This window comes from Rahnella laticis, from assembly GCF_015644585.1.
In the GTDB taxonomy this organism is placed as follows: Bacteria; Pseudomonadota; Gammaproteobacteria; order Enterobacterales; family Enterobacteriaceae; genus Rahnella; species Rahnella laticis.
The window spans coordinates 20,953-44,811 of sequence record NZ_JADOBI010000019.1 but is presented as its reverse complement, the minus strand read 5'-3'; the positions used below and the strand labels follow the sequence as shown (position 1 = coordinate 44,811).

Here is a 23,859-nt window from a genome sequence, read left to right as displayed (position 1 = left end):
TAACATCGCCCGCCGGCTGCCTTACTCGGCGTCACCTTCAGAGTGCGCGCTGTCTTCATTGTGCTCGCTTTCCGGAGCTAACGCAGACGGTTCGCGCGTCAGCGGTTTACCGTGTTCTTTTTCGTTGTTACGCGTCATCCACAGGGACAATGCCTTCAGGGAATCCGGCGTGAATTCATCGCAACGTGCCGTGATTTCTTCCGGTGTCATCCAGCGAACGGCATCAATCTCTTCTTCCTGTAAAGCAAACGGCCCGTGAGAGACGCAGCTGAACAGCGCGCCCCAGACGCGGCACTTATTCTCTTCTTCGAAGTAGAACTGCCCGTGCTCAGCAAACGGAACACCGGCGATGCCCAGCTCTTCTTCCGCTTCACGGCGGGCAGAATCAAGGATATTTTCACCGCTTTGCACCACGCCACCGGCTGTGGCATCCAGCCAGCCCGGGTAGAAGTCTTTGGTTTCAGTCCGGCGCTGAACCAAAATATTGCCCATGCCGTCATGAACCACAATATAGCTGGCACGGTGACGCAGGACCTGAGCGCGCATTTGTTGTCGGCTGGCCTGGGCAATGACCTCGTTTTCTTCGTTGACGATATCTACCCATTCATCCGTACTGATGTTTTGCTCTTGTTCTGACATCCGATGAACCTTCTCTTTTAAGCGCTGGTCTGTGCGCAATAAGTCTGTGCGCAGTGATTTTGCAACACGTCGATAATGTTCGGAGATTCTATCTGGGTCTGCGGGGTTGCTTCAATAGCTATGGATGCGTTGATGCATGCTAAAAGCTAAGTTATCGCGCAAAGTTCGCCATCAGACAACTCTGACATAGACTCCTATTCACCCACGTTATGTTACCCTATTAATTCTGATAATAAGCTTGTGATTAGCAGTAACACATAGGCGCATTTCGCCCCGCAAATCGCCAAGAGTGATTAAAACAACGCAGGAGGCAATATGATTGATCTTTATTACGCACCAACACCAAATGGCCATAAAATTTCTCTTTTTCTTGAAGAGAGTGGCCTGCAATACCGGCTCCACCGCATTGATATCAGCGCCGGAGACCAGTTCAAACCTGAATTCCTCGCCCTATCCCCGAACAACAAAATCCCGGCCATTGTCGACAGCCAGCCTGTGGACGGCGGCGCGCCCGTCAGCGTTTTTGAATCCGGCGCCATTTTGCAGTATCTGGCAGAAAAAACCGGGAAATTCCTGAGCAAAGAGCTGCGCGAGCGCACATCCACGCTGGAATGGCTCTACTGGCAAGTGGCCGGATTTGGTCCGATGCTTGGCCAGAACCATCACTTCACGCATTACGCCCCGCAGCCGGTGCCTTACGCCATCGAACGTTTCCTTCAGGAAACCCGGCGTCTGTACGGCGTTCTGAACCGCCAGCTGGAAAAAAACGCCTATATCGCCGGTGACCATTACAGCATTGCGGATATCGCCACGTATCCGTGGGTGGTGGCGCACGAGCGCCAGCGCGTTGATCTGGCTGAATACCCGGCCGTCCGCAACTGGTTCGAACGTGTTAAAGCGCGCCCGGCCACCCAAAAAGCCTACGCGCTGGCCTCTGTGCAATAAGCCCTCCCGCCTCCGGTATCTGCCGGAGGCGTTCTGATTTCCGCTGAATAAATAATTCCTAATTGTGCTCCATATCGCGCGTTAATGGTGATGACTCATCTATGATTAGAGACAGTTCACCCGCGTATTCAGACAGTTAAGGATCACGATATGAAGATCTTGATTACCGGCGCTACCGGGCTCATTGGCCGTAAACTCACGGAACGGCTTCTCGGGCAATCTCATCAGATTACTGCGCTAAGCCGTGCGCCTGAACGTGCGGCAAAACTGCTGGGGTCACAGGTTCAGATCTGGGAAACCCTCGACGGCATAACATCGCTGGAAGGTTTTGACGCGGTAATTAATCTGGCGGGCGAGCCGATCGCCGACAAACGCTGGACGAAAGAGCATAAAGCATTGCTGTGCGAAAGCCGCTGGCAGTTAACCGAAAAGCTGGCGACGCTGATTAACGCCAGCCAGACGCCGCCTTCGGTCTTTATTTCCGGCTCCGCAGTGGGTTATTACGGCGATCAGGGGCAGGCGCTGGTGCCGGAGGATGAACCGCCGAATAAGCAATTTACCTGGCAACTGTGCGCCCGCTGGGAAGCGCTGGCACTGACTGCCGAAAGCCCGCGCACCCGCGTTTGTCTGTTGCGTACCGGCATCGTTCTGGCTGAAAAAGGCGGCGCGCTGGCAAAAATGGTGCTGCCTTTCCGCGCCGGTCTGGGCGGTCCGCTGGGCGATGGCCAGCAATATATGCCGTGGATCCATATCGATGACATGATTGATGGCATCATTTTCCTGCTGACGCACGAAACGCTCTCCGGCCCGTTCAATATGGTTTCGCCTTATCCTGCCCGCAATGAACAGTTCAGCGCCCTGCTCGGTGAAGTCCTGCACCGCCCGGCGTTTATGCGCGCGGCTGCGCCGGTGGTTCGTTTGCTGATGGGAGAGTCGGCGGTGTTAGTTCTCGGCGGGCAACGGGCCGTGCCGAAACAGCTGGAAGCCGCGGGGTTTGCCTACCGGCATAAGGAGCTGAAGGAAGCACTCGAGGATTTGCTTAAGTGAAGGGCTTGCTGCCCTTCGACCCGCTCGGAGGATTTTTCACTTGCAGTGAGGGTTGGATCGAAAAAGTTTCGGTTTCTCAATTGCGGTGATCGCCCGGACATTCTCGCCGAAACCGCCCAAAAGAGGCCAGGACGGGCCTCTCTTGGATCTCTCGCGTCTTTTCACTGCGCGCTACCGCTCGCTGGCTATGTTTCAGGAACTCCGGCTAGTGCCGCAAACGCCGCCGCTGCGCGGTGCTCTCACTTCGGGTTCGAACCTACGCGAAAAAAGACTCTCGCCGTTTCTCACCGCTCATTCGACGCCGTTTTGAAAGCGGCCAATGGCTTTATAAATTCAAAGGCTGACTGTTTTTATCTTTTAAATAGGTGAGATGGCGCGCTCAGAAATTTTGCTGACCGAGGGTTCGAGACCGCAAGGCTCGAAGCCCGTTGGGAAGGCACCGCGAAGCGGCAAGATTTCGCGCCACACGTCGGAGCAACAGAACATGTCCGTCGACCCAGCGATAGCGCGCAGTTTAAGAGCCCGGGATTCTCAAGGGTGGTGGCGATAGACCACCCTTGAGGCCGGTTTGGGTGGCAACCCAAGGTTTTGACCTGAGTTAAGCTAACACTGCTATTGAAAAACCGAAGTATTCTCGATCTAGTACTCGCCGCCGCAGGCCCTACTCCTTTATATCCGTCTGATAAAAGACATGTTTCCCAAACGGATCAATCTCATACCCACTCACTTCTTTCCGCACAGGTTCGAAAATCGTCGAGTGCGCGATCATCACCGCAGGTGCCTGATCATGCATCATCTGCTGAGCCTGCTCATAGAGCGCGACACGCTTCGCATGGTCGGTGGTTTCCTTGGCTTCGGTAATCAGCTGGTCGAATGGCGGGTAACACCATTTCGCGGAGTTTGAACCGCCTTTTGCCGCATTACAGGTAAACAGCGGGCCGAAGAAGTTATCCGGATCACCATTGGCCGTTGTCCAGCCCATCAGCGCAGCCATATGTTCGCCGTTACGGATACGGGTCTGATATTCGCCCCACTCATAGCTGATGATGTGCGCTTTCACGCCAATCTTCGCCCAGTCGGCCTGAATCATCTCCGCCATGCGGCGCGCATTCGGGTTGTACGGACGCTGAACCGGCATCGCCCACAGATCGATATCAAAACCGTTTGGCATTCCGGCTTCTGCCAGCAGTGCTTTGGCTTTCTCCGGCGAATAATCGTAATCCACCAGCTTATCGTTATAACTCCAGACACCCGTTGGCAGCAGCGTTTTGGCGACGGTTCCGGTGCCGTGGAAAACAGCGTCGATGATTTGCGGCTTATTGATCGCCATGCTCAGCGCCTGACGCACCTTCACATTATCCAGCGGCGGCTTCTGGGTGTTGAACGACAGGAAACCGGTGTTCAGGCCGGATTTACTCATCAGGTTGATGTCTTTGTTAGCACGCAGACGATCAAGATCGGCCGGATTCGGGAACGGCATCACCTGACATTCATTTTTCTCAAGCTTGGCCATGCGCATCGAGGCGTCCGGCGTGATGGTGTACACCAGACGATCGATTTTAGATTTGCCCTGCCAGTAATCCGGGAACGCTTTGTACAGCAGACGCGTATCTTTCTGATACTGCACCAGTTCAAACGGACCGGTGCCGATCGGGTTCTGATCCAACTTATCCGGCGTACCGGCTTTCAGCATCTGATCGGCATATTCTGCCGAGAGGATAGACGCGAAATACCAGGCCAGATCGGCGACAAATGGCGCTTCCGGGCGGGTCAGATTGAAGCGCACGGTGTAATCATCCACCCTGTCGATGCTGCCAATCAGATCACCCAGTTTCAGGCTGTCGAAGTTCAGATACGTGCCGCCGGAAATTTTATGGTAAGGATTATTTTCGTCTTTCTGGCGCATGAACGAGAAGATTACGTCGTCAGCATTAAAGTCGCGGGTCGGCGTGAACAGCTTGCTGCTCTGGAATTTCACGCCTTTGCGCAGATGGAACGTGTAGGTTTTGCCGTCCGGGCTGACATCCCAGCTTTCCGCCAGGCTCGGCACCAGCTCCGTCGTGCCGGTTTTGAAATCCACCAGACGGTTGTAAATCGGCACGGCGCTGGCGTCCACCGAGGTGCCCGAGGTGTAAAGTTGCGGGTTGAATTGCTCCGGCGAACCCTCAGAGCAGTAAACCAGCGTTTTCGCTGAGGCGCCGCCGGTGATGGCTAATGCCAGTAAACCTGTGCTTATTTTTAAGATGTTGTGTTTCATTCTTTTCCCTATTTTCCCTGTCCGGAGAGTGTTTAGATCTTCTTCATCGTGGAACATAAAGCAAAAACAGATTAACATCTGGATAACACCTAGTAATGCTTTGTTATATATGAAAATCTTATAACAACACACCTTATTGGCGATCATTCAGAGGTCAAGATGTCGACACAAATCGCAAAACAGCTTACCGAACGTTTCTACCGCTATCTCTCCGTGACGTCACAAAGTGACGCCAGCGCGACCACGCTGCCGAGTACGCCGGGTCAACATGATATGGCGCGTTTACTGGCCGATGAGCTGCACCAGCTCGGTCTGGAAAACATTCAGATTGACGAACACGCGACCGTTACTGCCGTCAAACCGGGCACGAAAAAAGGTGGCCCGCGCATCGGTTTCATTACGCATATTGATACCGTGGATGTGGGCCTGCGCCCTGACATTCACCCGCAAACGCTGCGTTTCATCGGCGATGATTTGTGTCTCAATAAAGAACAGGATATCTGGCTGCGTCCTGCGGAAAGACCTGAGATTTTACCGTATCTGGGCGAAGAGATTATTTTCAGTGACGGCACCAGCGTACTCGGCGCGGACAATAAAGCGGCCGTGACCGTGGTGATGACGCTGCTGGAAAACCTCGGCGCAGACCAGGAATACGGCGATATCGTGGTGGCATTTGTCCCTGATGAAGAGATCGGCCTGCGCGGCGCAAAAGCGCTGGATCTCGCCCGTTTTGACGTGGATTTCGCTTACACCATCGACTGCTGCGAGCTTGGCGAAGTGGTATACGAAAACTTCAACGCCGCCGCCGCTGAAATTACCTTCACCGGCGTCACCGCGCACCCGATGTCCGCCAAAGGCGTACTGGTGAATCCGCTGCTGATGGCACAGGATTTCATCAGCCATTTCGACCGCGCTGAGACGCCGGAAAACACCGAAGGCCGCGAAGGTTATGTGTGGTTTAACGGCATGAGCGCCTCGCAGCAAGGGGCTAAGCTGAACGCGTCCATCCGCGATTTTGACAGCGCCAGTTTTGCCGCACGTAAGCAGAAGATTCAGGACGTCGCGAAAGACATTGCCGCGCAATATCCGGCGGCAAAAGTGTCAGTTGAAATCAGCGACACCTACAGCAATATCAGCAGCGCCATCGGCGAAGACCGTCGTGCGATTGATTTGATTTTTGCAGGTCTGAAAGAGATTGGCGTTGAGCCGAAAGTGATCCCGATGCGCGGCGGTACCGATGGCGCAGCGCTGTCAGCGAAAGGTTTGCTGACGCCAAACTACTTCACCGGCGCGCATAATTTCCACTCGAAATATGAGTTCCTGCCGGTGAATTCGTTTGTGAAATCCTATGAACTGACCGTGCAGCTTTGCCTGCTGGCTGCGAAAGGCTGATTTTCCTCAGGTAAAACCCTCACCCCATCCCAGCCTTCCCCTCGTGAGAGGGGAAGGAGCGTACGGATATTACTTCAACGCACCGGACAGGAACTGCTGTAAACGGGCGCTTTTCGGGTTACCAAAGACTTCATCGGGATCACCCTGCTCTTCGATAACGCCCTGATGCAGGAAAATCACATGGCTGGAAACGTGACGGGCAAATTCCATTTCGTGTGTGACCACCACCATGGTTTTCCCCTCTTCCGCCAGTTTTTGCATGATGCGCAAGACTTCGCCCACCAGTTCCGGGTCAAGCGCTGACGTCGGTTCATCGAACAGCAGCACTTCCGGTTCCATCGCCAGCGCACGCGCGATAGACACGCGCTGTTGCTGACCACCTGACAGATTTACCGGATATTTTCCCTGCGCCCGGGCGTCGATACCTACTTTATCGAGGTATTTCACCGCACGTTCACGCGCTTCGGCTTTGCTTAATCCCAGCACCTGAACCGGCGCTTCCATGACGTTTTCCAGCACCGTCATGTGGCTCCACAGGTTGAAATGCTGGAAGACCATCGTCAGTTTAGTGCGCAGCAGTTGCAGCTGTTTTTTGTCGAAGACTTTCAGTTGCCCGTCGGTGTCGCGCACCATACGGATATCCTGATTATTGACGCTGATCGAACCTTCGCTCGGTTTTTCCAGGAAGTTAATGCAGCGCAAAAAGGTACTTTTCCCGGAACCGGACGAGCCGATAATGCTGATGACATCGCCCGCATTCGCAGACAAAGACACGCCTTTCAGCACTTCGTGGTCACCGTAGCGTTTGTGTAAGTCGAGAACCGCTAATTTGTTTTCTGGCATAATTTTATATCCGCAATAGTTATTTTTATCAGTGGCTTGACTGAGGTTTCACGTGCGCCAGCCAGCGTTTTTCCGCCTTGCGGAACAGACCAATCAGGACAAAAGAAACACAAAGATAAATCACCGCCGCAATCCCGAACGCGTAGAAAGGCTGATAGGTCGCGGAGTTAATATCACGGGCGATTTTCAGCACATCCGGCACCGTGGCGGTAAAGGCCAGCGCAGTGGAATGCAGCATCAGAATCACTTCGTTACTGTACGCAGGCAGCGCGGTGCGCAGAGCCGACGGCAAAATAATGCAGGTATACAGTTTAAAGCGTGAGAAACCGTAGGCATTGGCTGCCTCAATTTCACCGTGCGGAACAGAACGGATCGCCCCGGCAAAAATCTCCGTGGTATAAGCACAGGTATTAAGCGTCAGCGCGAGGATCGTACAGTTCAGGCCGCTGCGGAAAAACGCATTCAGGAAATCCGTACCGCGCACAATTTCCAGGCTGTACATGCCGGAGTAAAACACCAGCAACTGAACGTACAGCGGCGTTCCGCGGAAGACATAGGTATAAAGCCAGATCGGATAGCGAAGGAATTTGTTGGAGGAAACGCGGCCAACCGCCATCGGAACCGCCAGTAATCCGCCCATCACGACGGAGCTGATTAACAGCCACAACGTAATCGCCAGGCCGGTAAAACGGTAACCGTCGCTGTACAGCAAGGACATGCCGTATTGTTGTAAAATTTCGATCATAGGTCCGCCCTCTTCACACCCAGCGAATAACGGCGATCAAGCCAGACCAGCACGCCGTTCGACAGCGTGGTGAAAATCAGATAAACCACACCCGCAACAATCGCGAAGTAAAAAGGCTGATACGTGCCTTTGCCTGCAAGCTGCGTCGCTTTCACCACGTCATTGAGGCCGAGCAGGGATACCAGCGCGGTGGCTTTCAAAATAACCTGCCAGTTGTTGGCAATTCCGGGCAGCGCGAAACGCATCATGGCCGGGAATAAAATACGACGAAAAATCTGCGAGCCGCTGAAACCAAACGCCGTCGCTGCTTCAATCTGACCGCGGGGAACCGCCATAAAAGCACCGCGGAACGTCTCGGTAAAATAGGCGCCATAAATAAAGCCCAGGGTAATAATACCCGCGCTCATAGGATCGATATCAATCTGAGAAAAACCTAATGATTCAGTCAGGCTGTTAAGCGCAATCTGCAATCCGTAGAAAATAAGTAACATTAAAACCAGGTCAGGGACGCCGCGAATAAGCGTGGTGTAACAGCCAAAAATACCCGAAATAACCCGGCTTTTTGACAGTTTCCCGCCAGCCCCGATAAGCCCGATCACCAACGCTAAAATCACTGACGAAATCGCCAGCTCCAGTGTCACCAATGTGCCCTGGATAATTACCTGGGAATACCCATACAGCATGTATTTGTCCTGTCTTCAGTGGATCCCGGCGCAGGTTACGCTCACCCTGCGTCAGAACCGCAGGGAGCGGCGAACCGCTCCCTTTGGCACATCTCACAGCGCAAATCAGCCGCCGTAAACGTCAAAATCGAAGTATTTTTTGGCCAGTTTGTCGTAAGTGCCGTCTTTACGCATGCTGTCGAACGCTTTGTTCAGCGCAGCCTGCAAATCGGTTTCGTTCTTACGCAGACCCATACCTGTGCCCACACCAAAGAATTTATCGTCTTTCACGGAAGGACCCGCGAACGCGTAATCTTTACCGGCAGCCTGTTTCAGGAAGCCTTCGCTGCCTGCCACTTCATCCTGGAAAGCCACATCCAGACGACCTGAAGCCAGATCGGCGTAGATCAGATCCTGGTTCTGGTAAGCCACCACGTTGATGCCTTTTGGCTGCCACATTGCGTTTGCATAGGCTTCCTGAGTAGAACCTTGCAGAACACCGACGTTTTTGCCTTTCAGCGCGTCCAGCGTTGGCAGAATTTTAGAGCCTTTTGGCGCGATCAGACGGGCGTTAGCCGCGTACAGTTTTTCTGTGAAATCAATTTCCTGCTGACGTTTTTCAGTGATCGACAGGGAAGAGATAATCGCATCAATTTTCTTCGCTTTCAGAGAAGGGATCAGCGCATCAAAGTCACTTTCAACATAAGTACATTTGATGGCTGCACGTTTACACATCTCATTAGCCAGGTCGATATCAAAACCTACCAGCTTGCCGCTGGAGTCTTTTGATTCAAATGGGGCGTAAGTCGGATCAGTACCGATATTAATTGCTTTAGGCGCGGCAGCAAATGCACTACCTGCACTGGCTAAGACCAGAACCAGCGGAAGAACCTTGAACAACTTTTTCATACATTAGCCTCAGTGATTATTCATCTGTTGTGGTTGTGTGTGCGTGAATGAACGTCTTTTTATAGTTTGCTGAACGGCGCAAATGGCTTTTTGCCAGGTTTTCTCATGCACGTTCCGTGCCGTTTCTCCGTAAGGTGATTTTCATCTCATGAAGAACGAAAACCGTTCAAAAAAGCATCGGGATAATGAAAGTTTTCAAAGGTCTGAAGGAAGAATAGCTGAAGCGCCCGCGAACACTGCACCTTAATGAATCAAATTGTGATCATTGTTGGTGCAATGTAACGGTATTGCGCAAAAGAGGTGCGTAACGCAGTGAGAAAGTTTAGTGGCTGCCCTGCCATCGAACAAATAAGTCTTCCGGAAGCTCGATATCAAACTGATCGATCACCCGGTTGACGGTCTGATCGATGATATCTTCTACGGTTGCCGGCCGGTGATAAAACGCCGGAACCGGCGGCATAATAATCGCGCCCAGCTCGGCGGCCTGCGTCATCAGCCGTAAATGCCCCAGATGCAGCGGGGTTTCACGCACGCAAAGTACCAGACGACGCCTTTCCTTGAGCACCACATCCGCCGCACGCGTCAGTAAACCATCGGTATAACTGTTCACGATGCCGGAGAGGGTTTTGACCGAACAAGGCAAAATCACCATGCCCGTGGTTTTAAATGAGCCGGAGGAAATACTGGCGGCGATATCGCGGGAATCATGCACCACGTCGGCCAGCGCCTGAACATCGCGCAGTGTCAGATCCGTTTCCAGCGTCAGCGTCTGGCGGGCGGCGTTGCTCATCACCAGATGGGTTTCGATATCCGGCACGCTTTGCAGAACCTGCAATAACCTAACGCCATAAATCGCACCGCTGGCGCCGGAAATACCGACAATAAGTCGTTTCATAAACACTGCCTCTGAAATTTCGCGCGAAACAATCAATATGAATGAACCATCAATATGAATCAGTATACACGCCGGAGAATGGGTCTGACTTTGCCGGAATGCCGGGGAATTGGCAACCTAAAGGCACGGGAATTGGGGCGGGGAAACGGGCGGAGTAAACAATAATAACGCGCCCGCCCGGCCTTTCAGCCTGAGCGGGCGCATTTCAAAGGGATCAGCCTTCGTTATGCATTTCGAGGTTTTCAGCTTCCTGCTGACCACGTAATGCCTGAGCATCATCGTTGCGCAGCGCTTCGAGATATTCCAGATAGTTCTGGTCAACGTCTTTGGTGACGTAAACACCGTCGAATACGGAACATTCGAATTTCTCGATGTCGGTATTGTCTTCTTTCACTGCGGCGATAAGGTCGCTCAGATCCTGGAAGATTAACGCATCAGCACCAATGATCTGATTGATTTCGCTGACTTCGCGACCGTGGGCAATCAGTTCATTTGCGCTTGGCATATCGATGCCGTAAACGTTCGGGAAACGAATTTCCGGCGCCGCAGAGGCCAGATACACACGTCGCGCACCGGCTTCACGCGCCATCTCAACAATCTGCTGAGAGGTGGTGCCGCGCACGATGGAGTCATCGACCAGCAGAACGTTTTTATCACGGAACTCAGCGCGGTTAGCGTTCAGTTTACGACGTACAGATTTACGGCGTTCCTGCTGGCCCGGCATGATAAAGGTACGGCCTACATAGCGGTTTTTCACAAAACCCTGACGGTAAGGTTTATCCAGAATACGCGCGATTTCCAGCGCGATATCGCAGGAGGTTTCCGGGATCGGAATGACCACATCGATATCCAGATCTTCCCATTCACGGGCAATTTTCGCACCCAGCTTTTCACCCATACGGACACGGGCACTGTAGACGGAAATTTTGTCGATGAACGAGTCAGGACGTGCGAAATAAACGTACTCGAACAGGCATGGATTGTACTGTGGATTCTCAGCACACATGCGGGTAAACAGCTGGCCTTTCTCGGTGATATACACCGCTTCGCCCGGCGCGACATCACGCAGGAACTCAAAGCCCAGCGTATCAAGCGCCACGCTTTCAGACGCGACCATGTACTCGTTGCGGCCATCTTCCAGCGTACGTTTACCGATCACCAGCGGACGGATACCGTGCGGGTCACGGAACGCCAGCATGCCATGGCCGATGATCATCGCCACGCAGGCATAAGCACCACGAATTTTCAGGTTCACGGCAGCCACAGCGGCGAAAATGTTGTCGGCTTCCAGCGGGTAATGCTGGAAACGGTCCAGTTCGCTCGCCAGGATATTGAGCAGAATTTCAGAATCGGAAGTCGTGTTCACATGACGGCGCTGGCCTTCGAACAGGTTGCTTCTCAATTCGTGAGCATTGGTCAGGTTACCGTTGTGGGCGAGTGTGATGCCGAACGGAGAGTTGACGTAGAAAGGTTGAGCTTCTGAGGCACTGGAACTGCCAGCCGTTGGATAGCGAACATGGCCGATACCCATGTTGCCTTGTAAGCGTTGCATATGGCGGGCTTCAAACACATCTTTCACCAGGCCATTGGCTTTCCGTAAACGGAAATTGTTATTGGCATCGATGGTGGTGATGCCAGCAGCATCCTGCCCACGGTGTTGTAACACCGTTAACGCGTCATAAATCGACTGGTTTACCGGCATGAAACCGGCGATACCGACAATACCGCACATGTTGTCTTTTCCTCTTCAGCGCTGCCAGAACTAAATATGTTTTGGCAAGAAACTCGACGTGCTCTGCAGGTAGTCAAAGAACCACCTGATGATATAACTGAACTGTGGGATCAACTGGGATTGTTTCCAGTCGTCACTTTGCGAAAAACTGGTGAAGGTATCCAGGAAGAACAGCATCGCGGAGACGATAAGTACACCGCGCAGTGCGCCGAAGCACACACCTAACACCCTGTCAGTGCCGGACAACCCGGTTTTTTCAACCAGTGAACTGATCACATAGTTGACAATTGCACCTACGATCAACGTCGCGATGAACAAGATGGCAATTGCGATCCCGTTTCGAACTAACTCATCTTCGAAACGCGTGAAGTAGATGGCGAGATACGGGTAATAATGACTGGCTACAAAGAAGGCACAAGCCCAGGTAACCAGTGATAAAGCCTCGCGAACAAAGCCACGGATTAAACTGACTAAAGCAGAAAATCCGATAACCGCAATGATGACGTAATCAATCCAGACCATTAACAATTCCAGTGTCTAATCTAGTCGCGTCTACCCCGGCATCCAAATCGCTGCGAATTCTAACAGAAAAAGAAAACGTTTGCGTAGCGGAAATCAGCCGGTCAGACAAATTAATAATAGCGATTAAAAAAACCTCAACCGCAGCATAAACCTATAAAATCCCAACCCGGCGATCTTATAGAAAAAGGGCACAAATCGCTTGTGCCCTCCCTGGTATTTTTTGTGTTTTTAGTGCCTTCCGGCTTCCCCGCCCTCACGGGGAACCGCAAGATTAGTGCGCCGAATAAGCGCGCACCTGTCCGCCTAACCCGCTGAGCTGTTGCAGCTGAGGGAGTGAAGCTTCCAGTTTTTGTTTTGACGCATCCGGGCCCACATAAAGCCGCGTGATTTGTCCCTGCACCGGCGTCGCCGGAACAGAATAAGCACGGAACCCGGAAAGCCGCAGAGTCGCAACAATCTCGGTCGCTTTCGCCGCATTTTTCAATGCGCCGAGCTGCACAACATAAGACTGACCCGCTGGTGCTTTTTCTTCCGGTGCAGGCTTAGGCTGTTCCACGGCTTTCGGTTGTTCAACCGGTTTCGGCTGTTCAGCGACGACCTTCGGTTGCTCTGCCGGCTTCGGCTGTTCGACCGGTTTTGGTTTCGCCACCGGTTTGGCTTCCGCCAGCGGTTTAGGTTCAATCACTTTCGGTTTCTGAGGCGCAGGTTTAACCTGGGCTGGTTTCGCTGGCGCCGTTTGCACCGGTTTCTTCTGCTCAGGCAGCGTCGTAACCGGCGGTGCTTCGACCGTCGTATTCCCCGGCGCTACGTTGCCATGATTGGCGGCATTAGTATTGGTCGCCGCACTGTCGATGTCCTGCGCACCGTTCATCGCCTGATTTGCGCCTTCCGGCGGCTGAGCGGGCAATGACTGCGTGACAGGCGGTACAGAATCCTGTTCCTCAACATCACCCGGTTTTGGCACCAATGGAATAGACGCAAATTCGTCTTCGTAATGCTTTTTCTTGCCGTCGAGTAAACCGGGCAAAATGATAACGCCCAGCGCCACCAGAATGACCGTCCCGACCAGACGATTTTGAAACTTACTTGCCACTGGTTTTCCCCGTGTCGATAGCATCCATTACGTGAGCTACGGTGTGGAACGAACCGCAGACAATCACAATATCCTGAGGAGCCGCCTCCTGCATAGCCTGTCTCCAGGCAGACTCCACATCATCAAACCGGCGCGCCTGAGGCAGGTGCGAGGCCAGTTCTTCAACGCTGGCGCCACGTGGCCCTGCCAGCGGTGCGCAATACCATTCATCCACCTGAGGAGAAAGACAAGCCAGCGTACCGGCAATATCTTTGTCTTTCAACATTCCCACTACCGCGCGCACTTTCCCGCCCTGGCGCGGCTGTTCAGCCAGGCGTCCGGCCAGATAAGCCGCGGCGTGCGGGTTGTGCGCAACGTCAAGGATCAGGCGTGGCGATTCACTGACCGTCTGGAAACGCCCCGGCAATGCAGCGCGCTGTAAGCCATTGCGTAACGCCGCTTCAGGAATATCCAGCGTCGAATAATGCAACGCGGCCAGCGCCGTCGCGGCATTTGGCAAAGGAACATTCGGCAGCGGCAATTCGTCCAGTATGGTGATTTCTTCGCCATCCTGCAAAGCCGCCCAGCGCCAGTTTCCGGCGTTTGCCGCGAAATTCCAGCTCTCACCCCGGCGGTATAAATCTGCGTGTTTCTCTTTTGCCACATCGGCAATTGATTGCGGCATATCCGGCTCACCAACGACGGCTGGCGTGTTTGAACGGAAAATACCGGCTTTCTCGCGGCCAATGCTCTCGCGATCGGAGCCCAGCCAGTCAGTATGATCCAGCGCGATGCTGGTGACGACCGAGACGTCCGCATCGACAATATTCGTCGCATCCAGACGCCCGCCCAGCCCGACTTCGAGGATAACAATATCCAGCTTCGCCTGTTTGAACAGCTGTAACGCGGACAGCGTGCCGTACTCGAAATAGGTCAGGGAGATATCCCCCCGTCCGGCTTCAAGCAGCGCAAAAGAGGCACAGTGCGCAGACTCAGGCAACTCTTCGCCCTGAATACGGACGCGCTCGGTGTAGCGGACAAGGTGCGGGGAACTGTAAACGCCCACACGGTAACCCGCGGCCATCAGAATGGCTTCCAGCGTCGCACAGGTAGTGCCTTTGCCGTTGGTTCCTGCGACGGTAAAGACGCGTGGCGCAGGTGCCAGCAAATCAAGTTTTGTCGCCACCGCTTTGACCCGGTCAAGGCCAAGCTCGATAGCCTGAGAATGGAGGTTTTCAAGATAATAAAGCCACGTGGCCAAAGGCGACGTGGCTTGAGGGATAAGTTGATTTTGCATGAGTCCCGTTCAACCTGAGTTAGGTTCACTTCGACACTACATCACCAGACTGTGATAGCAGGCAATGCCCTCTTTGTCAGAACTGACGAAGAGTAAAAGCACAGCCAGGAGGTGCCGGGCGGCATACAACAGGTTACCGCCCGAAAAGCTGACCGGCTTTTACCTCGTCCGATCAGGCATCCTGATGATGGTCAGCGGCAGAGCCGTCGACAGCAGAATGGACGTCAGACACATTCGGCTCCGGTTGCCCGGTCAGTTTCGCCAGAACGCTGCCGAGTTTGGCGCGCATGTCCGGACGACGCACGATCATATCAATCGCGCCTTTCTCAATCAGGAATTCACTGCGCTGGAAGCCCGGCGGCAGCTTTTCACGAACTGTTTGCTCGATAACACGTGGACCGGCGAAGCCGATCAGCGCTTTCGGCTCAGCGACGTTGATGTCACCCAGCATTGCCAGGCTGGCAGAAACGCCACCCATGGTCGGGTCAGTCAGTACGGAAATGTACGGCAGACCGCGTTCCTGCAATCTCGCCAATGCGGCGCTGGTTTTCGCCATCTGCATCAGCGACATCAGCGCTTCCTGCATACGCGCACCGCCACTGGCAGAGAAGCATACCAGCGGGCAGTTATCTTCCATCGCCTGTTCAACGGCACGCACAAAGCGAGCCCCCACCACCGACGCCATTGAACCGCCCATGAAGGCAAATTCAAAAGAAGCCACCACGATTGGCATGCCGAACAGCGTGCCTTTCATGACGATCAGGGCGTCTTTTTCGTTGGTTTCTTTCTGTGCAGCAACCAGACGATCTTTGTATTTTTTGGAATCTTTAAACTTCAGAACATCTTTAGGCTCAAGCTCGCTGCCTAATTCAACCTCACTACCCTCGTCCATGAAAGTGGACAGACGCATACGCGCGGTAAGACGCATATGGTGGTCGCACTTAGGGCAAACCATGAGGTTACGCTCAAGCTCGGCGCGGTAAAGAACCTGCCCGCAGCTGTCACATTTAGTCCAGACGCCCTCAGGAATACTTGCCTTACGGGTTTGCGAGTCAGTGCTCTTACTAAGAATTCGTTCAATCCAGCTCATCGATAACCTTTCTGTTTGAACCCGGCCGAAGCCAGTCCGCTGTTCATGCTGTAACAAGTCCCCTGAAACCTACCCAAATACGCCTGCGCACGGAGTGTCAAAAAACCTTACACACCGCATCGCAGAAGGGTTGTTCGCAGGAACAGACCATAAATTGTCGCTCATTAAACCATAACGGCCAGACACTGTGGATAAAAAACTGGTCCACCCTCTGGTTTAATGTCTTAAATTTTAAAGCGCTTGCGCAAAAAATCGCCGCAGATTAATCCTGCTGACGCTTTTCTTTCGCCGCTGCGCGTTTGTGCCGCCAGATTTCTACCACGCCCGGCAGAATCGAAACCACGATGATGGCAACAATCAGCAATTTCAGATTTTCCTGAACAATGGGCAGATCGCCAAACAGGTAGCCCGCGTAGGTAAACAGCAGCACCCAAATCAGCGCACCAATCACGTTATAGGCCGCAAAGTGGCGGTAGGACATATGCCCCATGCCCGCGACAAACGGCGCAAAAGTCCGGACGATTGGCACGAAGCGCGCAAGAATAATCGTTTTGCCGCCATGTTTCTCGTAAAACTTGTGCGTTTTATCTAAATAACTGCGACGGAAAATTTTCGAATCCGGATTGCTGAACAGCCGTTCACCAAACACCCGTCCGATAGTGTAGTTCACCGCATCGCCGAGGATCGCCGCAATTGCCATCAGCAACACCATCACGTGTACGTTAATGTCATTACTCGGCAATGCCGCCAGCGCACCCGCCACAAACAGCAGCGAATCGCCCGGTAAAAACGGTGTCACCACCAGACCCGTTTCACAAAACAGGATCAGGAACAAAATCCCGTAAACCCAGATGCCGTACTGCGCAACCAGCTCCGCTAAATGCACATCAATATGAAGAATAAAATCAATAATAAAGTGGATAAAACTCATTTGATTTACCGTCCCATGTGTTCTTTAAAACGTGGCGTAAAAATCACGTGTACTGTTCCTTAATCTTCCAGGAACAAGGGGCCCATATTGACCTGAGGCAATGCAAATTTCTCAGGGTAATCAACAGATACCAGATACAACCCTTCCGGTTTTCCGGTCGCCGCCGCCAGATTGCGGTCTTTCGCTGCCAGCAATTCAGCCATCCAGCCTACCGGCTGATTTCCGGCACCGATTTCGACCAGACTGCCGACAATATTTCTCACCATATGATGCACAAAGGCATTCGCCTTGATATCCACCACCACATAATTGCCGTGGCGGCTGACATTCAGATGCATCACATAGCGCCACGGCGTGCGCGACTGGCACTGGGACGCACGGAACGACGTAAAATCGTTTTCCCCGAGCAATGCCTGCCCGGCGAGCTGCATCTTTTCGACATCAAGCGGCATGTGGACGTGCGTCACACCGGTATGCAAAATCGCCGAACGGTAGCGATTATTGTAAATCACGTAACGATAACGGCGTGCGGTGGCGCTGAAGCGTGCATGAAAATCTTCAGGAACACTGGCACACCAGCGCACGGCAATATCTTTCGGCAGATGGGTATTAACGCCCATCGTCCATGCGGCATCTTTGCGCAAAACCGGCGTATCGAAATGCACCACCTGCCCGGTGGCACTGACACCCGCGTCGGTACGTCCGGCGCAGAGCACCACAATCGGCGCATCCGCCACGCGGCTCAGGGCTTTTTCCAGACATTCCTGGACGCTCGCCGCGCCCTGCTGTCTCTGCCAGCCGTAATATTCACTGCCGTTGTACTCAATGCCTAACGCCACGCGCCCCGCAATAACCGGAGCTGCGACGTCAGTAATTACATCATCGGACATTATCAGTACCAGTATTCGTTAATCAGTTTTTCTGCGGTCTCAACCGCCATCAGGGCACCGCCGAAACGCACGTTGTCTGCCACTGACCAGAATTGCAGTAATTCAGGCACGCCGTAGTCATTGCGGATACAACCGATGCTCAGGTTCGCGTTACCGGAAGCGTCGCTGACCTGTGTCGGGAAATCATCTTCTTCGCTGAGGCTGATATCATCGATACGTTCGAGTTCAGTACGTGCTTCTTCCGCAGACAGCGGACGCAAACCTTCGAGATGCACAACCTGCGCATGACCGTAAAATACCGGTGACTGCACACAGCTGACGGAAATTGGCAGGCCGTCATTTTGCAGAACTTTGCGAACCTGATCGACCAGACGACGTTCCTGAAGAACGCTGCCCTCTTCGTCGCTCACCAGCGGCAACAGGTTAAACGCCAGCTGCTTGGTGAAAATGCCTTCTTCTGCCGGGATACCGTTGAGCAGACGGGCACTTTGCCCGGCCAGATCGTCCACGGCGGCTTTACCCAGCGCGGAAACGGACAGCAGAGAAGTAACATGCAGACGGGCAAGCCCGGCCTGTTCGGTCAGCGGCTTGATCGCCGTCAGAAGCTGGCTGGTCAGACTGTCGGCAACCGCCACGATATTACGGTTACGGTAATGGGACAGCGCGTCCGGGTTCACGCCCGGCACCACCAGCGGAATATCGTTTTCGAGGGAGAACAGACCGCTGCTGTCAATCACCAGACAACCCTGATTGGCGGCCTCTTCGGCATATAACGTCGAGGCTTCGGTACCGGCAACAAAGAACGCCAGCTGAACCTGTGACCAGTCAAACTCGGATGCCAGCTGCACGCGCAGGCTTTTGCCATTAAAGCGCACGGTCTGACCCGCACTGCGGTCGCTGGCCAGCGGAAAGAGCTCACCAACCGGGAACTGACGATCAGCCAATAATTCCAGTAACGCATCACCGACTGCGCCCGTCGCGCCAAGCAGCGCAATATTCCAGCCATCAGACATGTTGGTTTTCTCCAGAAAATAAAAGTACAAATACAAGGGGCGATGAATAATCACCGCCCTGCTTTCAAATAGTTATCGCGTCACTGTAGGCTAAAAAGCTTAAGGCCGTGTTAAGACGGGATTTAAATCAGCCTGGCTGGCTGTTAAATCCGAGCTTTTTCAGGACGTCTGCCGTCGCTGCATCATCGCAAATAACACGTAAAGACGACCACTCGCGGCGTTCTTCATAGAACTTGCGCAGCTTATCGAATTCGCCCGGTTTCCCGGCGACACGGCGCAAAGGCCGGTCATCGCGGCGCACATCATACACTAAGTGAATAAGCCGCAGCAGTTTGGCTTCGCTGAGCGCGCCACGTAAGGTCACTTCGGCAAATTCAGGCGCAGGCAGCAGGGATTCCAGCGGCACGGTTTGCGGTTGTCCGATGAACTGGCTGAACGCTTCGAAAACCTGCGTGGTGCCACGTGCTTTCCCTTCCAGACTGTAACCGGCGATATGCGCGGTACCGATGGCGACTTTATCGAGCAATGCCAGCGACAAATCAGGTTCAGGTTCCCAGACATCCAGCACGGCGGTCAGCTTTTTGCTGCCGTTCAGCGCATCCAGCAGCGCGGCGTTGTCGACTACTTCACCGCGGCAGGCGTTAATCAGAATGCGATCGGCCGGCAGACGCGCCAGTAAATCCGCATCGACCAGATGATGCGTGGCATATGGGCCTGACATGTTCAGCGGAGTATGGAACGTCAGAATATCGGCTTCGGCGACCAGTTTTTCCAGCGGCCAGAATTCACCGGCATCGCCACGATCGGCGCGCGGCGGATCGCAAAGCAGCGTACGGACACCCAGCGCTTCCAGACGGGCGTTCAGGCGCGAACCCACATTACCGACGCCAATGATCCCGACCGTTTTGTCGCGCAGCTGAAAACCATCTCGCTGCGCAAGGATGAGGAGTGAAGAAAAGACATATTCCACCACCGCAATCGCATTGCAACCCGGCGCCGCCGAGAAGCCAATACCCTGAGTGGCAAGCCATGCGTCATCAACGTGATCGGTACCCGCTGTTGCGGTACCCACAAATTTCACCTGTTTTCCCGCCAGCAAACTTTCGTTCACTTTCGTCACGGACCGCACCATCAGCGCATCAGCATCATTGAGCGCATCTTGTGGAATTGGGCGGCCAGGCACGGCCTGCACGTTCCCCAGCCGGCTAAAAAGCTCGACGGCATACGGCATATTTTCATCAACCAGGATTTTCACGTTTGTCTCCGGCAGCAAGGCCTAAGAAAGAATAGAAAATAAAGAGGACACTGATTTTGCCACGATATGAAATGAGATCCCAACCGGGTTTACCTGTCGTTACGAAAACGTTGTGGCGTGGTGCCGGAAATGTGCTGGAACATGGCGATAAACGCCGACGCCGAGCTGTATCCCACATCCAGCGCAATCTCGTGTACGGTTTTGCCCTGTTCTAACAACGAGATGGCATGCAGAAAACGCAACCGCTGACGCCATTCCGCAAATCCCATGCCTAACTCCTGCTGGCAGCGGCGCGAAAGCGTCCTTTCGGTGGTATAAACCTGCGTCGCCCATTGCGCCAGCGGCGTATTATCTGCCGGATTTTTCTCCAGCGCATTCAGCACCGGCGAGAGTAATTTATCTTCGGAAGTGGGCAGATAGGTATTCTGACGCGGTGCCAGACTGATTTGGTCCAGCAGCACGCGGCACATACGCAGGTCCGCCTCAGTGACCGGCTCCGACATATTGCGCGAAAAGCAGTCATCCGCAATCGCATTGAATATGGCCGTCGGTGTCAGCAAACACGGCGTGGAAGGCAGATCTTTATCCAGCGCCGGAGCGATATCAATCGCACAAAATCGCGTCGTTTTGCGGTTATAGCTGGAATGCTCCACACCGGCAGGCACCCAGATCGCAAACTCGCGCGGTGCCAGGTAGCGCTTCCCTCCCACCAGCATCGCCAGAACGCCGGACTTCACGCAGATAATCTGGCTCCACGGATGGGAATGCTGCACATACTCGGAATTCCCTTCAACGATCTCGCCGCGAAACAACAGTGTCACCGGCATTTTTTCCGGCAACGGCGGATAATAGCGGGGAGAGGATGGTTGCTGAGATGAAGCACGTGGAGCTGGCATAAAATCCTTTTGTCTGTGAGCGATATTGCGATTGTCTTAATTGCGTGAACAGTTGTCTGATTATCGTTATATCTAACAAATAAGACAATCGTACACTTGCGTTACGATTTACTCAGGGACAATTTCCAATGAATGTACTTTTTCCGCTGCTGGCCGTGCTGATCTGGTCACTGAATGCGGTCGTCAGCAAGGCGGCTTCAAGTGCGATAGATCCGGCTGCAATCTCTTTCTACCGCTGGCTTCTGGCGCTGGTGACGCTGACACCTTTTATCCTGCCCGGCGTTCTGCGTAATCTGCAAGCCGTCAGACAATACTGGTGGAAACTGCTGATCTTCGGCCTGCTCGGAATGGTGCTTTATCAGAGCCTGGCGTATTACGCCGCGCACAGCGTCAGCGCCCTGTTTATGGGGATCCTCAATTCCCTGATCCCACTGCTGACGGTGCTTATCGGCCTGTTTGTGCTGAGCGTGGTACCGACGGTTGGCGTGGCCGTGGGCAGCATTGTTTCTCTCGGCGGACTCATCTGGCTGGTGAGCGCAGGGGATCCGGCGCAGTTGCTGCAACACGGTATTGGCACCGGGGAACTGATGATGTTTGCCGCGTCGGCGTCCTACGCGCTGTATGGCGTGCTGACCAAGCGCTGGGCGATCCCGCTGCCTAACTGGCAATCGTTGTACGTGCAGATCATTTTCGGCGTCTTACTGCTGCTGCCTAACTTCCTGATGGCGAAAGATGTCAGCCTGACCGTACACAACATTCCGCTGGTGCTTTTCGCGGGGATCCCGGCGTCAATCATTGCGCCTTTTTTGTGGATCCAGGGCGTTATCCGCCTCGGTGCGAACAAAGCCTCTATTTTCATGAACCTGTCACCCATTTTCACGGCAATCATTGCGGTGTTGTTCCTGCATGAACACCTGCAAAGCTACCATCTGATCGGCGGCGGCATCACGCTGGTCGGCGTTATCCTCGCACAGCGTCTGCGCAAGCCTTTGTTTGGCCGCAAACCGGGCGAACTGCAAAAAGAAACGCGTTAAACCTCAGTGCCATCCCCCGTTCAGGTGGATGGCATCTTCCCCTTTTACGCTTTTGCGTACAGTAAGATGTTTTTACCCGCCGTTTTCAGAAACAATATCCTCATGAATGTTCACCGGGCTGCTATTCACGGTGTCGGTTAAAACACTTTGCAGGTATGATGAGGCGCTTCTGCGCTTTGCGCCGCGCTTACTCATCAAGCGACGTTTAAATTTCCAGCGAAGGACGGTGATATGCAACCTTTGAGCGGCCCGGGCATGCCGGTTGGCGACAACAGAACACAGCCCCAGGGTCAGACCGTTCCGGTTAAACCGGGAGGCGAATTACCGCTCACACCGGCACAGCGCACCACGCTGGAAAAGCTGATTGTGAAGCTGATGGCTCTGACTCCCATAAAATCTGCTGAGATCTGGGCCAACCTGCGCCACGATCTTTCGCTGCCTCATGGCGCAGAAATCACCTCATCACAATTTCCTCAGGCGCAGACGTTATTGCAGGGGAAACTGACCCAGGCGCAGGACAGCCACGCGACCCGCCAGCTGATGTTGCAGCTGACCGAGCTGCTGCCGCAGGGCAATAACCGTCAGGCTGTCAGCGATTTTATTCGTCAGAACTTTGGTCATACTGTTCTGAGCCAGCTGACACATCCTCAGCTTCAGCAAGTGCTGGATTTGATCCAGACACGCCAGATGAATATTCCGCAACCCCAGCAGACGCCGGTCACCGATCGTCCGTTGCTGCCTGCGGAACATAACAGCCTGCAACAACTGGTCACTCGTCTCAGCGCGGCGACCGGTGAAGCGCCGGTGAAAGTCTGGCAGGAACTGTTCAATCTGGTGGGCGTAAAAGTCGGAGATTCGATCCCGGCGAAGCATTTTCAGCTGTTAAGCCAGTTCATGCAGGTGAAAGCGTCACTCAGCCAGCAAACCACTGCGCCGACGCTGACCACGCTGCTGAGCGTACTGAAACAACCTGCCAGCACGCACGAAATACGTCAGCTCACCGAGTATGTAGAAAACCGTTTCAGCGCGACATTATCGACGCCGCTGACGCCGGTTCAGTTCAGCGACCTGATTGGCGTATTGTTCAGCCAGCGCGTTGACCGTTCCCCGCGCGCGGAAGACATCGATGACAGCTTTGCCACCGTTTCGCGCACCGATCCGCAGCCGATCATGAATCCTTTCGTGGCCATGTTGCCGCCTTCCATGCAGGCGCTCGGCGGCAAGCCGTTAGTGTTTATCGCTTTTGTGGTCGTCGTACTGTTGCTGTGGGCGGTCTTTTAAGCCGCTGCTCACGCACAGCCACAATCTTCAGGGGCGGAGTCCGCCGGATAAACTCCGCGCGCTTCGCCTTTCACGACCGGATGCCGGTCCCGAGTCCAGAAATCCAGCCCGCCGATCATTTCTTTCACGCGGAACCCCAGCTTCGCCAGTTTGTACGCGCCCTGCGTAGAACCGTTACAGCCAATCCCGTCGCAATACGTCACATACACCACGTCTTTATTGAAATCACGGGTGCTTTCTGCCGTCATATTTTTATGGGGAAAACTGACCGCACCGGGCACATGACCGCGCGCATAATGTTCAGCAGAACGGGTATCAATAACCACAATGCCGGTCACGCCATTTTGTAAATCGGCTGCCACATCCGCGGCATCGGTATAAAAGCTCAGCTTTGACTGCAAATAGGCTGCGCTGACTTCGGGGGAAGGCGGTTCGTAAGCCAGAACATAAGACGTCTGCGACATAAAATTTTCCTCTGCAATTTACTGTGTTGAAAACAGGTTCATCATCTC

Annotated in this window: 23 protein-coding genes; 5 read left to right on the top strand and 18 right to left on the bottom strand. The window is 53.7% G+C overall.

All coding sequences use genetic code 11. The features are described 5' to 3' along the window. Positions 1–21 precede the first annotated feature (21 nt). Positions 22–639, bottom strand: coding sequence for an NUDIX hydrolase YfcD (yfcD, locus tag IV433_RS25435; protein ID WP_195816376.1), 618 nt, complete (start codon positions 637–639; stop codon positions 22–24). Positions 640–954: 315 nt separating this feature from the next. On the opposite strand from yfcD, the gene yfcG reads away from it, so the two are divergent. Next, positions 955–1,584 (top strand): GSH-dependent disulfide bond oxidoreductase, encoded by a 630-nt coding sequence (gene yfcG, locus IV433_RS25430; protein WP_152324383.1) that lies wholly within the window; start codon positions 955–957, stop codon positions 1,582–1,584. 150 nt (positions 1,585–1,734) lie between these two features. Next, on the top strand, positions 1,735–2,631 hold the full coding sequence (locus IV433_RS25425) for a TIGR01777 family oxidoreductase (RefSeq protein WP_195816377.1): 897 nt from the start codon (positions 1,735–1,737) through the stop codon (positions 2,629–2,631). 661 nt (positions 2,632–3,292) lie between these two features. On the opposite strand, the gene IV433_RS25420 is transcribed toward IV433_RS25425, so the two are convergent. After that, the gene (locus IV433_RS25420) at positions 3,293–4,888 is read right to left on the bottom strand and encodes an ABC transporter substrate-binding protein (protein ID WP_195816378.1); all 1,596 of its coding nucleotides are present in this window, start codon (positions 4,886–4,888) and stop codon (positions 3,293–3,295) included. 159 nt (positions 4,889–5,047) lie between these two features. Here IV433_RS25420 and pepT point away from each other — a divergent pair, with 159 nt between their 5' ends. Further along, positions 5,048–6,280, top strand: coding sequence for a peptidase T (gene pepT / locus IV433_RS25415; protein ID WP_195816379.1), 1,233 nt, complete (start codon positions 5,048–5,050; stop codon positions 6,278–6,280). Positions 6,281–6,349: 69 nt separating this feature from the next. Here the strand turns inward: pepT and hisP are convergent, their stop codons facing one another. The 15 genes from hisP to IV433_RS25340 form a co-directional block, all read right to left on the bottom strand. Continuing rightward, complete coding sequence (hisP, locus tag IV433_RS25410; RefSeq protein WP_152324387.1) at positions 6,350–7,123, bottom strand: histidine ABC transporter ATP-binding protein HisP; 774 nt, start codon at positions 7,121–7,123, stop codon at positions 6,350–6,352. A gap of 28 nt (positions 7,124–7,151) precedes the next feature. Further along, positions 7,152–7,868: an ABC transporter permease gene (locus IV433_RS25405; RefSeq protein ID WP_152324388.1), complete on the bottom strand. Its 717-nt coding sequence runs from the start codon at positions 7,866–7,868 to the stop codon at positions 7,152–7,154. After that, complete coding sequence (locus IV433_RS25400) at positions 7,865–8,551, bottom strand: histidine ABC transporter permease HisQ (protein WP_152324389.1); 687 nt, start codon at positions 8,549–8,551, stop codon at positions 7,865–7,867. The genes IV433_RS25405 and IV433_RS25400 overlap by 4 nt, the downstream gene beginning before the upstream one ends. A gap of 105 nt (positions 8,552–8,656) precedes the next feature. Further along, a complete protein-coding gene (gene argT / locus IV433_RS25395) occupies positions 8,657–9,439 on the bottom strand; it encodes a lysine/arginine/ornithine ABC transporter substrate-binding protein ArgT (RefSeq protein WP_101076128.1) in 783 nt (260 codons plus the stop codon). A gap of 322 nt (positions 9,440–9,761) precedes the next feature. After that, entirely contained in the window at positions 9,762–10,334 is a 573-nt protein-coding gene (locus IV433_RS25390) for a UbiX family flavin prenyltransferase (protein WP_195816380.1), read from the bottom strand. A 214-nt stretch (positions 10,335–10,548) separates the two neighbouring features. Continuing rightward, complete coding sequence (gene purF / locus IV433_RS25385; RefSeq protein ID WP_152324391.1) at positions 10,549–12,066, bottom strand: amidophosphoribosyltransferase; 1,518 nt, start codon at positions 12,064–12,066, stop codon at positions 10,549–10,551. Positions 12,067–12,096: 30 nt separating this feature from the next. After that, complete coding sequence (gene cvpA / locus IV433_RS25380) at positions 12,097–12,588, bottom strand: colicin V production protein (protein WP_104921249.1); 492 nt, start codon at positions 12,586–12,588, stop codon at positions 12,097–12,099. A gap of 271 nt (positions 12,589–12,859) precedes the next feature. Continuing rightward, positions 12,860–13,681, bottom strand: a complete 822-nt coding sequence (dedD, locus tag IV433_RS25375; RefSeq protein WP_195816381.1) for a cell division protein DedD — start codon at positions 13,679–13,681, stop codon at positions 12,860–12,862. Then, a complete protein-coding gene (gene folC, locus IV433_RS25370) occupies positions 13,671–14,957 on the bottom strand; it encodes a bifunctional tetrahydrofolate synthase/dihydrofolate synthase (protein WP_195816382.1) in 1,287 nt (428 codons plus the stop codon). Before folC ends, dedD begins: the two co-directional genes overlap by 11 nt. Positions 14,958–15,129: 172 nt before the next feature. Then, positions 15,130–16,047, bottom strand: coding sequence for an acetyl-CoA carboxylase, carboxyltransferase subunit beta (accD, locus tag IV433_RS25365; protein WP_195816383.1), 918 nt, complete (start codon positions 16,045–16,047; stop codon positions 15,130–15,132). A gap of 262 nt (positions 16,048–16,309) precedes the next feature. Further along, positions 16,310–16,978: a DedA family protein gene (locus tag IV433_RS25360; RefSeq protein WP_195816384.1), complete on the bottom strand. Its 669-nt coding sequence runs from the start codon at positions 16,976–16,978 to the stop codon at positions 16,310–16,312. 59 nt (positions 16,979–17,037) lie between these two features. Next, complete coding sequence (truA, locus tag IV433_RS25355; protein WP_195816385.1) at positions 17,038–17,868, bottom strand: tRNA pseudouridine(38-40) synthase TruA; 831 nt, start codon at positions 17,866–17,868, stop codon at positions 17,038–17,040. A gap of 2 nt (positions 17,869–17,870) precedes the next feature. Next, positions 17,871–18,881 carry an aspartate-semialdehyde dehydrogenase gene (locus tag IV433_RS25350; RefSeq protein WP_195816386.1) on the bottom strand — a complete coding sequence of 337 codons (1,011 nt, stop codon included), beginning with the start codon at positions 18,879–18,881 and terminating at the stop codon, positions 17,871–17,873. Positions 18,882–19,008: 127 nt separating this feature from the next. Beyond that, on the bottom strand, positions 19,009–20,136 hold the full coding sequence (gene pdxB, locus IV433_RS25345) for a 4-phosphoerythronate dehydrogenase PdxB (RefSeq protein ID WP_195816387.1): 1,128 nt from the start codon (positions 20,134–20,136) through the stop codon (positions 19,009–19,011). Positions 20,137–20,225: 89 nt separating this feature from the next. Further along, positions 20,226–21,032, bottom strand: a complete 807-nt coding sequence (locus IV433_RS25340; protein ID WP_195816388.1) for an AraC family transcriptional regulator — start codon at positions 21,030–21,032, stop codon at positions 20,226–20,228. A 128-nt stretch (positions 21,033–21,160) separates the two neighbouring features. Between IV433_RS25340 and IV433_RS25335 the strand changes: the two genes are divergently transcribed. Together IV433_RS25335 and flk are read left to right on the top strand one after the other, a co-directional pair. Then, complete coding sequence (locus IV433_RS25335) at positions 21,161–22,066, top strand: DMT family transporter (protein ID WP_195816389.1); 906 nt, start codon at positions 21,161–21,163, stop codon at positions 22,064–22,066. Positions 22,067–22,297: 231 nt separating this feature from the next. Next, positions 22,298–23,347: a flagella biosynthesis regulator Flk gene (gene flk, locus IV433_RS25330; protein WP_195816390.1), complete on the top strand. Its 1,050-nt coding sequence runs from the start codon at positions 22,298–22,300 to the stop codon at positions 23,345–23,347. A gap of 8 nt (positions 23,348–23,355) precedes the next feature. Here flk and IV433_RS25325 read toward each other — a convergent pair whose 3' ends face one another. After that, a complete protein-coding gene (locus IV433_RS25325; RefSeq protein WP_195816391.1) occupies positions 23,356–23,811 on the bottom strand; it encodes a rhodanese-like domain-containing protein in 456 nt (151 codons plus the stop codon). Positions 23,812–23,859 lie beyond the last annotated feature (48 nt).

What these genes read in the sequence shown, in the direction of transcription:
- yfcD (WP_195816376.1), bottom strand. Translation starts at nt 639, where the DNA reads ATGTCAGAACAAGAGCAAAACATCAGTACGGATGAATGGGTAGATATC.
- yfcG (WP_152324383.1), top strand. Translation starts at nt 955, where the DNA reads ATGATTGATCTTTATTACGCACCAACACCAAATGGCCATAAAATTTCT.
- IV433_RS25425 (WP_195816377.1), top strand. Translation starts at nt 1,735, where the DNA reads ATGAAGATCTTGATTACCGGCGCTACCGGGCTCATTGGCCGTAAACTC.
- IV433_RS25420 (WP_195816378.1), bottom strand. Translation starts at nt 4,888, where the DNA reads ATGAAACACAACATCTTAAAAATAAGCACAGGTTTACTGGCATTAGCC.
- pepT (WP_195816379.1), top strand. Translation starts at nt 5,048, where the DNA reads ATGTCGACACAAATCGCAAAACAGCTTACCGAACGTTTCTACCGCTAT.
- hisP (WP_152324387.1), bottom strand. Translation starts at nt 7,123, where the DNA reads ATGCCAGAAAACAAATTAGCGGTTCTCGACTTACACAAACGCTACGGT.
- IV433_RS25405 (WP_152324388.1), bottom strand. Translation starts at nt 7,868, where the DNA reads ATGATCGAAATTTTACAACAATACGGCATGTCCTTGCTGTACAGCGAC.
- IV433_RS25400 (WP_152324389.1), bottom strand. Translation starts at nt 8,551, where the DNA reads ATGCTGTATGGGTATTCCCAGGTAATTATCCAGGGCACATTGGTGACA.
- argT (WP_101076128.1), bottom strand. Translation starts at nt 9,439, where the DNA reads ATGAAAAAGTTGTTCAAGGTTCTTCCGCTGGTTCTGGTCTTAGCCAGT.
- IV433_RS25390 (WP_195816380.1), bottom strand. Translation starts at nt 10,334, where the DNA reads ATGAAACGACTTATTGTCGGTATTTCCGGCGCCAGCGGTGCGATTTAT.
- purF (WP_152324391.1), bottom strand. Translation starts at nt 12,066, where the DNA reads ATGTGCGGTATTGTCGGTATCGCCGGTTTCATGCCGGTAAACCAGTCG.
- cvpA (WP_104921249.1), bottom strand. Translation starts at nt 12,588, where the DNA reads ATGGTCTGGATTGATTACGTCATCATTGCGGTTATCGGATTTTCTGCT.
- folC (WP_195816382.1), bottom strand. Translation starts at nt 14,957, where the DNA reads ATGCAAAATCAACTTATCCCTCAAGCCACGTCGCCTTTGGCCACGTGG.
- accD (WP_195816383.1), bottom strand. Translation starts at nt 16,047, where the DNA reads ATGAGCTGGATTGAACGAATTCTTAGTAAGAGCACTGACTCGCAAACC.
- IV433_RS25360 (WP_195816384.1), bottom strand. Translation starts at nt 16,978, where the DNA reads ATGAGTTTTATCCACTTTATTATTGATTTTATTCTTCATATTGATGTG.
- truA (WP_195816385.1), bottom strand. Translation starts at nt 17,868, where the DNA reads ATGTCCGATGATGTAATTACTGACGTCGCAGCTCCGGTTATTGCGGGG.
- IV433_RS25350 (WP_195816386.1), bottom strand. Translation starts at nt 18,881, where the DNA reads ATGTCTGATGGCTGGAATATTGCGCTGCTTGGCGCGACGGGCGCAGTC.
- IV433_RS25340 (WP_195816388.1), bottom strand. Translation starts at nt 21,032, where the DNA reads ATGCCAGCTCCACGTGCTTCATCTCAGCAACCATCCTCTCCCCGCTAT.
- IV433_RS25335 (WP_195816389.1), top strand. Translation starts at nt 21,161, where the DNA reads ATGAATGTACTTTTTCCGCTGCTGGCCGTGCTGATCTGGTCACTGAAT.
- flk (WP_195816390.1), top strand. Translation starts at nt 22,298, where the DNA reads ATGCAACCTTTGAGCGGCCCGGGCATGCCGGTTGGCGACAACAGAACA.
- IV433_RS25325 (WP_195816391.1), bottom strand. Translation starts at nt 23,811, where the DNA reads ATGTCGCAGACGTCTTATGTTCTGGCTTACGAACCGCCTTCCCCCGAA.